Origin of the sequence: Prevotella communis (assembly GCF_022024175.1) — a bacterium.
Classification (GTDB): domain Bacteria; phylum Bacteroidota; class Bacteroidia; order Bacteroidales; family Bacteroidaceae; genus Prevotella; species Prevotella communis.
In genome coordinates this window covers 3,423,193-3,436,385 of record NZ_CP091794.1, presented here as the reverse complement: position 1 = coordinate 3,436,385, position 13,193 = coordinate 3,423,193, and the positions used below count along the sequence as shown (strand labels likewise).

Below are 13,193 nucleotides of genomic sequence, written 5' to 3'. Positions count from 1 at the left end.
TAATAATTACTGAAATACCATGCTTTTGGTATACGAATGCCACACACGTGGGATTGTGGGAGAGCAAAAACCGACGTACCTTTGCACCATCAAACTTATTAAAAGGATGAAGGTATGACGAAAGTATTATTGACAATAGCAGCTATTCTGACGCTGGGACTCGGAAATGTGCTGGCAGAGGAGAATCATACAAATAGTGTACGCACGATTAAGAGCCCGCGCTTTGCACGCCCGCTGGTGGAGAAATGGATTGAGGAATACGCCAAGACGGAACCTGGCGTGACGTTCCAGATTGCGAAGGGACAGGGCGAGAGCGACCTGAGCGTGGCTATTGCCGACCAGCAGGAGAAGACACAGGATCTCTTTAGCCATTGGATATATATCGGAGAGACAGCCGTGCTGCCCATCACTGCACGCAGTTCGGAGGCAGCACGACTGCTCGAAGGAAAACATCTGAATGCGAAGAAACTGAAGCAGCTCTTCTTCCTCAATGATGATTTCGAGGAGGACGTGAAGCGGAACAAGGCTTTCGAGGCGATTACCATCTACAGCGGCAGCAACGCTACGTCGGTGGCTGGCTCGTTTGCCCACAACTTCGGTGAGGAGAGCACGAACTTCCGCGGCAAGCGCATCGCTGGCGACGACCTCTTCCTGAATACCGCTATTGCGAAGGATCCCCTTGGCGTATCGTTTAATACGCTCTCAAATATCTTTGACCTGCAGAGCCGTCGTCTGAAGAGCGACCTCTCGCTCGTGGGACTCGACCTGAAGAAGGATGTGGCAGTCAGCTTCAGCGACAAGGGGTCGCTTGATGAGGTGCTCACCATCCTGGAGACTGAAAAGCCTGCCGAGGTGACTGTCGGGAAGGTGGCTATCACCTATAACGGTACGGACGAAGCAGTGAGCCGTTTTCTGCAATGGGTACTTGAAAACGGAACAAAATATAATCACCAATATGGCTTACTTAACCTTAATCAAAAGGAGCTCAGTGCACAAGTGTCTTACGTCCATTGATGATGTACAGACCTGATTTCAGCAGTTCTTTTTTCACTCGTCGGCCGCTTAGATCATAGGCGTCTGACGAGTGTCTTTTTTCGTCCTTCGTCACGTTGGTGATGCCTGTGGCCAGGAATGACTTGGCCTGGAGGTAGGCCTGACCCAGCACGAAGTCTGAGTTCTTGGCACTGTTGGCATAGATAGCCAGCACGTAGTCGCCCGTCTCGGGGATGTCAAACTCAAAGTTCTGAAGCGTGGCCGTGAATTTGTTGCCAGTATTATTACCTATATTGGTTGTTGGTGTATATACCTGCGAAGCAATCTCGTTACCATCGGTATCTTCAATGACAATGGTGACAGGCGAGAACGAGGGTTGGTTCCAGTTGCATATCTTATATCTGAAGAGGTAGTGACCGCCGTAGAGCGTCATCGTGGAACGGGCGTTCTTGTTGCCAAACTTCGCCCACGCGCTCTTCTCCTTGCCTATGGTATTCTGGACCAGCAGTCCGTACTCAAAACCTTTTGAGGAATTGGTGAAGTGCAGGATGCGGTTGCCAGAGGTATAAGGCAGTCCGCCACCGATGCGCTTGGCGTTGCCGTTGGTTACGTACCAGTCCTGGGGCACGCATCCCTCGACCTTGAAATTCTGGATGAGTGAATAGGAACTTGTAACCTGGGCATAGTTTACCTGACATGTTGACTCGGACGTCTTTCCATTCGCGTCATAGGCCACGGCACGCAGGGTGTGCTTACCGTTCTTGGGATTCCTGATGGTGACAGTATAGGGCGCCTCTTTCAGAGAGTCAAGGAAGGTGCTGCCGTCATAGAACACCACCTTGCTGACAGTGCTCTTTGCTGATTTCGCCGTGGCGGTCACATTGATATCGGGGAAAGAGGCTTCGTCCTTGGGGGACATATAGAGATGGGTCGTTGTGTTGGAGGGCGTCGTGATCTTCACCGATGGCATGTTCAGCGAGAATCGCTTGCAGAAATTCCAGATCAGGTGACGGTTCAGGTCCATGGGCCAGTGGCCACCGTTATTATAAGAGTAGAGCCACACCTCACCGCCATTGGCGCCGCCAGTCCATTTCTCCAGGTCGCCATTATACCAGCTGCTGCTGATGGGCTTATAGCCGGTGGTCTTGGAGTAAGAGGTGTGCTTGTCGTGCTTGGCATAGTTCTCTATATAGGCATGGATGCCGTATTTCTCGTAGCCAAAGACATCGTCGCCATAGGCAATGCACTCCAGCAGGTTGACAGGCTTCTTGCAGTTGTTCCAGGGTGATTCCGAGAACTGGATACCACTCGTGGGGGCAAAGGCAGCTATCTTGTCCTGCATGTTGGCGATGCAGTGGTGAATCAGCATCGATCCCATGGAGAATCCCGACCAGTACACGCGTTCTCTGTCGATGTCAAAACGAGTAGCCATCTCATCAATGGCTTTGATAACGAAGTTCTGATCGCTGGTGCCACCAATATCCCATGTGCTGCCATTGCTGCGCAGGTAGGTAATCACAAACTTGGCCGTGTCAATCATCTCGTACATCTTGTCAGAGCCGTACTGGTACTCCGGATCCTGGTTCATACCATGGGTCACGATAAACAGGGGCGACTTGGCAGGCAATGAGTTGGGGGTGAACACCACCATGTTTCTTGTCTTGTTGTTCACTTGGATGTCAATAGACTCTTTCTTGTAGGCCCCGGCCTGCATGGCCAGGAGAAGGAAAAGGGAAAGGAAGTAAAAGGTCCGTTTCATAAGAATATTTATAATGATATTGGTTTACTAGTTATCTTTTTCAATTCGACGGCAAAGTTACGAAAATTTCCAATTCAGAGGTCAATATTGCCGAGATATTAAGAGATTTTAGCAGATATACCTTTTATGTGGTATGCGAATGCCGCGATTGTGGGATTGTAGGGGGAGCGGAATCGCCGTACCTTTGCAACCGACTATTAAAGGTAAAAAGGTAAAAAAGTAAAAAATAAAAAAGGTAAGGATATGGTAAGGAGATTTTTTATCACATTGCTCGTTGCAGGCAGTCCGCTGCTGATTGCTGCACAGGGACTGATAACGGGCAGCATCAAGGATGCACGTAGTGGTGAGGCGCTGATTGGTGCCTCGGTGATTGTGAAGAATGCAAAGGCACAGGGCGTCCTGACGGATGTTGACGGAAAATTCCGTCTGCAGACCAAGAAGGAGGCGCCGCTGACTTTAAGGGTAGAGTATGTGGGCTACCGTCCGCTGGATGTGGATGTGTACGACTTCGAGGAGCCCGTGGAGATAACGCTCATTGATAATTCTAATAAGTTGGACGAGGTCGTCGTGGTGGGTTACGGTACGCAGAAGCGCAACCAGCTGACGGGTAGCGTGACCACCATCAAGGCCGACATCTTCGAGAAGGCCACAGCCCCCACGCTCGATGTGGCGTTGGGCGGACAGGTGGCTGGTCTGGCGGTGACGGCCAGCAGTGGCCAGCCAGGTGCCGACAGTCATATCCGTATTCGTGGCGGCAACTCGGTGAATGCGTCCAACGAACCGCTCTATGTGGTCGATGGCTTTATCTATTTCAAGGATGCGGCCAACAACTCCACGGGTATCGGTGCTATCGAGGGCAGTCTGAACCCCCTGGCCACCATCAACCCCAACGACATCGAGAGTATCGAAGTCTTGAAGGATGTGTCGGCCACTGCCATCTACGGCTCGCGCGGTGCTAACGGCGTGATTCTCATCACCACCAAGAAAGGTAAGTTGGGCGAGGGTAAGGCGCACGTGAACTACAACTATACGTTGGGCGTGAGCAGCGTGGCCAAGAAGCTCGACCTGCTCACCGCCTCGGAGTGGGCACAGTACCAGAAGGATTATTTTAGTAATAAGGGAGGTTATACGGATGCTGAGATTGCAGCCCTCGGTAAGGGTACCGACTGGCAGGATGCGGTGCTGCGTACGGCTATCCAGCAGAGTCATGAACTGAGTATCAATGGCGGTACGGAGAAGAACCGCTATGCTTTCTCGGCCAACTATACCGACCAGGAAGGTATTATCCTGAACTCTGGTTTTGAGCGTTACAACTTCCACACCAACGTGGAATGGGAACTGCAGGAGGGACTGCGCTTTGGCGTCAACGCCACCTACGGCCGTTCGAAGCAGAACGGACTGACCACCGCAGAGGAGAAGGTATTCAATTCTTCGCCCTTCTCGGCCGGCATCACCAACAGTTTTGTGTATGCCCTGCTGATGCCCCCTGTGGTCTCAGTCTATAATGCCGACGGGTCGTACAACTTCAAGAACCCTTATGAATATGCCTACTTTGCTATTGGCGACCACGCTGCCAACCCCGTGTACGACCTCAACGAGAGCGTGGCCGAGAACATCAACAACTACCTTTTGAGTAACATCTGGGCCACTTATCAGATTGGTGACCTGACGCTGAAAGCCTCTGTGGGCCTGAACAGTGAGAAACTCACGCAGAACTATTTCTCGGGTGCCTATACCTCACTGGGACTGGCCACGCAGGGCATTGGCGGTACGGGCAACCGGCAGACGGATGTATGGCAGCAGGAATACACGGCTACCTATCATCATCAGTTTAATCAGCACCACGTGGAGCTACTGGGTGGCTATACCCGACAGACACAGAAGTCAACCTACAGTGCCATCCGCACCAACCACTTCACAAACGAGACGCTGAAGCAGTACAACCTGGGTGATGGCGCAGAGATATACACCCCGCAGACGGGTATATCGGAATCAACGCTCAACAGCATCATTGCCCGTGTGAACTACACGCTGCTGGACCGCTATAATGCCACGGCCACCTTCCGTGCCGACAATAGCAGTCGCTTTGCGGCCAACCACCGCTGGGGTTACTTCCCCTCGCTGGGCCTGTCGTGGAATGTTGACAAGGAGCGATTCCTGCGCCGCATCCGCAGCATCGACTATCTGAAGGTGCGCCTCTCTGGCGGACTGGTGGGTAATCAGGAGATTAGTGATTACGCCTTTACAACCTCGTATGCCACGGGTTCTTATGGCGGCAGCAGCAGCTACTCGAAGCAGAATACGGCAAACGATAAGTTGAAATGGGAGACAACGGCCAGCTATAATCTTGGTATCGACCTCGGTCTGTGGAAAGATCGATTGAACGTGGTATTCGATGCTTACTACAAGAAGACCAGCGACCTGCTGCTGGTTGTTCCGATGGGCTTTTCTTCTGGTGTCACCACCCAGTTGCAGAACGTGGGTAATGTGGTCAACAAGGGTGTGGAACTGGCGGTCAATGGTACGCTTCTTCAGAGAAAAGGTCTCTCTTGGACGGCTTCGGCCAACATCGCCTACAACAAGAACGAGATTACCGACATGGGTACCACGAACAATGTGATTCAGGGCAGCGATAACCAGCAGATCCTGCGCAAGGGTGAGGCGCTTGGTTCCTTCTACGGACTGCAGTTCATTGGTATCGTGCAGCAGGATGAGGATGTGAGCCAGTTGCCTACTGTCAACGGACTGACACCGAAGCCTGGTGACCTGAAATACGCTGATACCGACGGCAATAACCGCATCGATGGCAATGACCGCGTGATACTCGGCAGCATCCAGCCCGACATCGTCTATGGTTTCTCTACCCAACTGAGTTGGCGCAACCTCGATTTCTCTGCATCGTTTGCCGGCAGCTATGGTAATGAGGTGTACAACGCCCTGGGTCGTCGCCTGGAACTGACCAACGACTCGTACAACGTGCTCAGCACCGTCAAGGACTCATGGACGGCCGAGCGTGGCGGCAATAGTCTGCCTCTGGCATCAAACGCCCGTCCCATCGGCTATATCGACAGTCGCTACGTGCAGAGCGCCAGCTACCTGAAACTCAGGAACCTGACTATAGGTTATCGTTTCAAGTTCCAGGATCCGAGCGTCAAGATTCAAAGTGTGCGCATCTATGCCACCGCCTCTAACCTCCTGACTATCAGTCCCTACAAGGGCTACGATCCGGAGGTGGCCAGTGGTACCGACTCAGGTGCATACCCCTCATCACGCAGTTTTGTGTTCGGAATAAACATATCATTATAATTCATAGAGTATTAATTAAAGGTAAAAAGGAGATTTCAGTATGAAGAAAGCTAGAATTTTACTCGGTGCCGCTTTGGCAACAACCCTTTCATTTGGTTTTGTATCATGCTCAAGTAGCGATGATGACAACAGTGGTAATAATAATCAGGTGACCGACGAGAATGTCGTGGCCGACGATGCCAGCGCCCTGTCGCTCGTCAACGGTGTTTACAGTCACTGGCAACCCCTCAGCTCGTCTTTCTCATTTATCATCGAGCTGAACAGTAACAAACTGATCTCTTTCGAGGGTGAGGAGAGTGAGGCTGGTCCTGTGAACAGCCGTTTCGAACAGGATCCCACAACCTGGTATCAGGTAAAGATCTTCAACCATCTGTTCCTTGGTATCGCTCAGGACAACGAGGCCATCACCACCATCGAGAACTCGCTGAAGGCGGGTAAGGTCAGTCAGGCAGGCTACAATGCTGCTGTGGGTAAGGCTAAGTTCCTGCGCGCCCTGGCTTATCTGAAACTGACCCAGTTGTGGGGTGAGGTGCCTGTGTTCACAGAGAAGGGTGGCAGCACCACTGACCGTAAGAGTATCGACGAGGTGTTCGCACAGATCGTCAGCGACCTGACTGATGCTGAGTCTTTGCTCAAGAACTATGATGGTGACCCCCGCGTGCCTTCAAAACAGGCTGCTGAGGCTCTGCTGGCCCGCGCTTACCTCGTATGGGGCGACAATCCTCTGTCGGCTGCTGAGGTAGAGGCTATCGCCAATGGTCAGGCCGACCCGCAGTTCACGAAGACCGACAGTCGTCTGGAGAAGGCTGTGGAGTATGCCAACAAGGTCATCGCCAGCGGTCTACTGAAGCTCGACCCCGACTACACAAAGCTCTACGGTCGCGACTACGAGAGCAACAAGCGCGGCACCAACGAGCACCTGTTTACGATCGCTCATGATGGTGACAAGGTAGATGCTCAGGGTAACCACCAGACGCACTGCTCTTGGACCTTCCCATTCCAGAACGGCGAATACGGCAATGGCTATACGCAGAACCACACCGAGGTGGCCGATGATAATCTCTACGACGACTGGAAGGCTGAGCAGCCCAACGACAAGCGTCTGGCCGAAACCTACTTCGTCGAGATCAAGAACCCTGAAGATGGCAAGACCTATCACTACTACTCGCCTGTCTACACGCCTATCAATGGTAAGGGTGTCGATCAGAGCTATGAGAACTCTGAGAACCTCGAGATCACCAAGAACTCGGTTGACCGCATCGAGATCCGTTATGCTGAGGTATTGCTCATCAAGGCTGAGGCACTCGTTCAGCTGGGTCGCAACTCTGAGGCTGCTGAGCCCTTCAACCAACTCCGTCGTCGTGCCGGCATCGCTGAGGTCAGCGCTCCTACCTTCGCTGAGATTAAGCGCGAGTGGGACTATGAGTTCACCTACGAACAGTTCTCTGTGCTCAACAGCTACCGCTGGAAGGATCTTATCTCAAGTGTGAAGCTGGTGAAGAACTACAAGCACTTCGCTGACGACTGGAAGACTTCGCTCGGCAATACCTACACTGCCGACCAGGAGGCTTACTTCACCAAGGTGCACAACCACTTGCGCGCTAAGTACAACAATATCCGTGGTAAGCACTACCGTCAGCCTATCCCCACGGGCTTGAGCGGTGAGGACCTCGGTATCGCCCAGAACCCTGGCTATTAATTAGTCATCTCTTCCTTTAAAAAAGATAGGACTGGCATATGTCAGTCCTATTCTTTTTGTCAAATACCTCTTTCGTGGTATGCAAATGCCCTAAACGTGGGATTGTGTGTATAAGGATTTCGCCGTAACTTTGCAGTGTCAATTAGACATAATATGTAGTATTAATCATTTAAGGGTAAGGATTATGAAAAAAGTAAAAGGATTGTTTCTGGTTCTGGCCGTTGCAGCGCTGACAGCCTGCAATAGCAATGATGATGGTGTACAGGCAGGTATTGAGATTCCTGGTATCACGATAACGGATGATATCGACTGCTGCTCGGCCGAGGAGGCGCTGCAGGTGTATAAGTTTCTGCAGACAGTGAAGATTGTGCCGGAGTTGTCAACGGAGATCGATGGTAAGTACAACGTGTTTGCCTACACCACGACAGGCAGCTTCCACAATGGTTACAACGAGATTTTCTTCGTGGCTACCAAGAAGGCTACGGGCAACTACATCAAGAACTTTGATATAACCAACATCACCCCGCTGATGCACATGGTGAAGATGGATATGTACCACAGCACGCCTGTAGGTCCTGATGCCGCCAGCTTTAACGACGGTTACCTGGCTGTGAAGCGCACATGGGTGTCGTTTGTGATGAATACCAGCGAGGCTGGTTCGTGGACGTTGTCGTACGACGCACTGGTGCTGGGCAGCAAGGGTGGCATCGAGAAGAAGGATGTGGTAGTCAACGCCCTGCCCGACGGACAGACCTGGCTGAAGTCATTCAAGGTGGACGACGCCACATATTACCTCTCGCTGGTGAACCCCCTCGACTTCAAGACCGGCACCAACACCATCACGGCCTACGTGTCTAAGAAGAGCGCCAAGGCTACCGTGCCTTATCAGATAGCTGAGGAAACCTTCACCATCGACATCGACCCACGTATGCCTGACATGGGCAACCACACCTCGCCCAACAATACGTCGCTCACGAAGCAGGCCGACGGCAGTTATTCAGGTACTATCAACCTGACCATGACGGGCCTCTGGCGCATTCACCTCACAGTGAAGGATGCCGATGGAAATATCGTGGCAGGCGGTGAAGAGCTAAGTACACTTTATTGGGACGTTACGCTATGATAGGATTGATTTTATTGATTATAGGACTTCAAAATGATACTATTACCACCTCGTCGCATGATTTGGACGAGGTGGTGATTGTTTCACACAAAGAGGGCGGTAAACGTTCTATAAAAGGGCAGGTGGCTACTATCGACGAGCACCTGCAGGAACTGAACCATGTGGAACTGGTGCGCCGTGGCTCGTATGCCTGGGAGCCCACCGTGAATAATATGCAGACGGAACGTCTCTCTACGACCATCGACGGCATGAAGATTTTCTATGCCTGCACGGACAAGATGGACCCTGTGACCAGTTATGTGGAGAGTGGCAACCTGCAGAGCATCAGTCTGAATTCGGGACTTAATGGTAACCCTCAGGCTACGGGAAATATCGGTGGCGCTTTGGACCTGAAACTGCGAAAGGCAGGGTTTCTTTACGACCACAGATCTCACGGATTAAGCGGATTGAATGCGCAGGTGGGCTATGAGACCAACGGCAACGTACAGGTCTATGGTGCTGATGCCTCGCACTCATCGCACCGGTTCTACGTGAACGGTGGCGCTTTCTATCGTCATGCCGACAACTACAAGGCGGGTGGCAACAGGAAGGTGGACTTCTCTAAGTTCCAGAAGGTGAATGCCTTTGTGAATGGTGGCTACCGGGTTGCTGCGAATGATGCCATTGAGACCACTTTCATCTACGACCGTGCCTCAGATGTGGGCTATCCTGCGCTGAATATGGACGTGTCAAAGGCTGAGGCTTTTATCACATCCTTGGCTTACAAGCATCTGTTTGAGGATTCGAAACTGGAGTCATGGGAGACGAAGGGCTACTATAACCATATCACCCACGTGATGGACGACACGACGCGTCCCGATGTGGAGATCCACATGGATATGCCAGGCGAGAGTTGGACGGCAGGTGCCTACTCGCTATTGACGGGGGAGTATGGTAAGCATCAGGCGCAACTGAACCTCGACAGCTACTACAACCGTCTGTTTGCCGACATGACGATGTATCCTGGTGGAGCGGCACCCATGTATATGGTCACATGGCCTGATGTGGGGACGCTGAACGTGGGTGCTGCTCTCACAGACAATATCCGTCTGAATAATGAGTCGTCTTTGCACCTCTCTGGCAAACTCTCGTGGCAGCATCAGCGACTGAACAATGAGGAGGGCTACAAGGCCCTGGGTGTCTTCTTCCCTGGCATGAAGCAGCAGTATCACCAGACAACGGGACGCATCGCCGCCAGCTATCAATTATCCATTGTCAATTCTAAATTGAGTATTGGAGCCGGCTGGGGGAGTCGTGCTCCTACGGTGACGGAGGCCTACGGCTACTATCTGAACAACACGTTCGATCAGTACGACTACATCGGCAACCCGCGCCTGAAGAATGAGAGTGCGATAGAGGTGAACGGCAGCTATCAACTCTCAACTCTCCACTCTCAACTCTCAGTTGGGCTTGATGCCAACGCCTTCTTCTTCTCGAACTATATCATCGGACAGTTTGAGAACCGCCTGAGTGCGATGACTGTCGGTGCCGAGGGTGTGAAGGTCTATGGGAATATTGACCATGCCACGATAGCCAATGTTTCACTCACAGCCGAATGGCGTCCCGTCAAGGGATTCCGCTGGAGCGCAAAGGGTACCTACAGCATGGGCCGCGATGATGAGGGCGATAACCTCCCACTCATCGCACCGTTCACCTATCAGTCGCGCCTGAGCTATACCACAGGCTCCCTGAGTCTTCAGACCGAGGTAAAAGGTCACACCCGACAGGCGAAGTACGGCAAAAAGTATGGAGAGACAGAAACGGCTGCCTGGACCATCGTGAATCTCTCAGCTAATTATCAATTATATCAATTCACACTCCGTGCCGGCGTCGAGAACCTCTTCGATAAGTACTATGCTACCTATGCCGACTGGTGCCATATTCCTCAGAAGGGACGCAATATATACGTAAATCTTTCGTTTGAAATATAAGTATGAAAAGAACTATTATTTGGATTGCAGCACTCGTTGTGGGTGCTATATTAGGACTGTTGGGCATCGCATGGCTCGATGAGGTGATGAACTTTGTGGCTACTGTCTATACCCGTCTGTTCCAGCTGCTGGCGGTACCTACCATCGTGCTGGCTGTTATCACTACTTTTGCCACCTTCGGCTCGAATGGTTCTGGTAAGATATTTGGCCATACGCTGACTTACACGTTATTGACCACCTTCGCTGCTGCTGCCGTTGGTGCTGCGCTCTACGTTATCGTAGCCCCTGGCTTACTGCCCTTAGAGGCTCTTAGTGGTGCCACCGTTCCCGAGGCTTCTGCGTCGGGTACTGCTTCTTATGCCGACCACCTTCTCTCGGTCATTCCCAACAACATCGTCCGTCCTTTCCTCGAAGGTAATGTCCTGTCGCTGCTATTGTTGGCCTTCGCCGTTGGTATTGGCCTGTCAAAACTACCCGACTCTGAAAACAAAGCGGTAGTCGTCAAGGGCTTGCTTGGCTTGCAGGACCTGCTCTTCCTGCTCATCCGCTGGCTCATCTGGACGCTCCCGTTGGGTATTGTGGCATTCTCGGCACAGTTGTCGGCACAGGTCAGTGCGGGTGTCGTGGCCGATTCCATCGGCAAATACGTGCTGGTGGTGTTGGGCGGCAACGTCATCCAGTTCTTTGTGGTACTGCCATTATTCCTGTTGGCAAAAGGACTGAATCCTGTTCACGTCTTAGGAAAAATGATGCCTGCCGTGCTGATGGCGCTCTTCACGAAGAGTAGTGCGGCCACGCTGCCTGTGACGATGGAAACGGCGGAAAAGCGTCTTGGCATCAAAAAGAATGTAGCCCGTTTTGTGTTGCCTATCTGTACTACTATCAATATGAATGGTTGTGCGGCCTTTATCCTGGTTACCTCGTTGTTCGTGATGCAGCAGGATGGCACCGAACTCTCGTTGGGCACCATACTCCTCTGGCTGCTGATCAGCGTTGTCTCGGCAGTGGGAAATGCCGGTGTACCGATGGGCTGTTTCTTCCTGACCCTTTCGCTGATGTCGGGCATCGGTGCGCCTGTCGCCGTATTAGGCATCATCCTGCCCATCTATACCATCATCGATATGGTGGAAACGGCCGAAAATGTATGGTCTGATTCGTGCGTTTCAGCGATGGTAGACCGTGATTTTCAGTAAAATACCATAAATGTGGTATGTAAATAACATGCTAGAGGTATTGTGGGGTTGGAAAAAACGCCGTAACTTTGCACCGTCGGACAATAAGTTGTGATAACGATATATCGACATAACGTAATAACGAGAATATTTTTTATTTTAAAAGGATAAGGTTATGAGTAAAATTGCAAAACAGCTGACTGAGCTCGTCGGCAACACCCCACTTCTGGAGCTCAACAAGTATTCACAGGCAAAGGGTCTGGAGACTCCTGTTATTGCCAAAGTAGAGTTCTTTAATCCTGGCGGTAGCGTGAAGGATCGTATCGCACTGGCGATGATTGAGGATGCAGAGGCTAAGGGCATCTTGAAGCCCGGTGCCACCATCATCGAACCCACCAGCGGAAATACGGGCGTAGGACTGGCACTGGTATCAGCCGTCAAGGGCTACCACCTTATCCTTACCATGCCCGAGACCATGAGTGTGGAGCGTCGTAACCTCGTGAAGGCCTATGGTGCTGAGGTTCGTCTCACCTCTGGAAAGGACGGCATGCCTGGTGCCATCCGCGCTGCCGAGGAATTGCGCGACTCTATCCCTGGTGCAGTAATCCTGCAGCAGTTTGAAAACGCTGCCAACCCCGCTAAGCACTATGCTACAACGGGTCCTGAGATCTGGCGCGATACTGACGGACAGGTGGATATCTTCATCGGTGGTGTGGGTACTGGCGGTACTATCAGCGGTACAGGTAAGTTCCTGAAGGAGCAGAACCCCAACATCCAGGTCATCGCCGTAGAGCCAAAGTCAAGTCCTGTGCTGAACGGTGGCCAGAGTGGTCCTCATAAGATTCAGGGTATTGGTGCCGGCTTTATCCCCAAGACCTACGACTCTGACGTCATCGACGAGGTGTTCGATGTAGAGAACGATGATGCTATCCGTACTGGTCGTGAGATTGCTCAGCAGGAAGGCTTGCTGGTTGGTATCTCTGCAGGTGCTGCCCTCTATGCCGCTATCCAGGTGGCTAAGCGTCCTGAAAACAAGGGCAAGAAGATCGTAGTACTGCTGCCTGATACCGGTGAGCGCTATTTGAGTACGGTACTTTATGCTTTCGAGGACTATCCCTTGTAAATGAAACTATTAACAATAAAAAAGGCATCCCGTGAGGATGCCTTTTTT

The 13,193-nt window shown here is 51.8% G+C and carries 8 protein-coding genes; 7 read left to right on the top strand and 1 reads right to left on the bottom strand.

Annotated features, from left to right (window positions below; all coding sequences use genetic code 11):
- Positions 1 to 114: 114 nt before the first annotated feature.
- Positions 115 to 1,014, top strand: coding sequence for a hypothetical protein (locus L6466_RS13750; protein WP_237802507.1), 900 nt, complete (start codon positions 115 to 117; stop codon positions 1,012 to 1,014).
- Here the strand turns inward: L6466_RS13750 and L6466_RS13745 are convergent.
- Positions 986 to 2,752: an Ig-like domain-containing protein gene (locus L6466_RS13745; protein WP_237794146.1), complete on the bottom strand. Its 1,767-nt coding sequence runs from the start codon at positions 2,750 to 2,752 to the stop codon at positions 986 to 988. The genes L6466_RS13750 and L6466_RS13745 overlap by 29 nt on opposite strands.
- 243 nt (positions 2,753 to 2,995) lie before the next feature.
- Here L6466_RS13745 and L6466_RS13740 point away from each other — a divergent pair, with 243 nt between their 5' ends.
- From L6466_RS13740 to cysK, 6 genes are all read left to right on the top strand, one after another.
- Positions 2,996 to 6,058 (top strand): SusC/RagA family TonB-linked outer membrane protein, encoded by a 3,063-nt coding sequence (locus L6466_RS13740; protein ID WP_237802508.1) that lies wholly within the window; start codon positions 2,996 to 2,998, stop codon positions 6,056 to 6,058.
- A gap of 40 nt (positions 6,059 to 6,098) precedes the next feature.
- On the top strand, positions 6,099 to 7,757 hold the full coding sequence (locus L6466_RS13735) for a RagB/SusD family nutrient uptake outer membrane protein (RefSeq protein WP_091818106.1): 1,659 nt from the start codon (positions 6,099 to 6,101) through the stop codon (positions 7,755 to 7,757).
- Positions 7,758 to 7,941: 184 nt separating this feature from the next.
- Positions 7,942 to 8,880: a FixH family protein gene (locus L6466_RS13730; RefSeq protein ID WP_237794156.1), complete on the top strand. Its 939-nt coding sequence runs from the start codon at positions 7,942 to 7,944 to the stop codon at positions 8,878 to 8,880.
- Complete coding sequence (locus tag L6466_RS13725) at positions 8,877 to 10,850, top strand: TonB-dependent receptor (RefSeq protein WP_237802509.1); 1,974 nt, start codon at positions 8,877 to 8,879, stop codon at positions 10,848 to 10,850. Before L6466_RS13730 ends, L6466_RS13725 begins: the two co-directional genes overlap by 4 nt.
- 2 nt (positions 10,851 to 10,852) lie before the next feature.
- Complete coding sequence (locus L6466_RS13720) at positions 10,853 to 12,043, top strand: dicarboxylate/amino acid:cation symporter (protein WP_237794160.1); 1,191 nt, start codon at positions 10,853 to 10,855, stop codon at positions 12,041 to 12,043.
- A 154-nt stretch (positions 12,044 to 12,197) separates the two neighbouring features.
- Positions 12,198 to 13,145 (top strand): cysteine synthase A, encoded by a 948-nt coding sequence (gene cysK, locus L6466_RS13715; RefSeq protein WP_091818100.1) that lies wholly within the window; start codon positions 12,198 to 12,200, stop codon positions 13,143 to 13,145.
- The last annotated feature ends 48 nt before the right edge of the window (positions 13,146 to 13,193 follow it).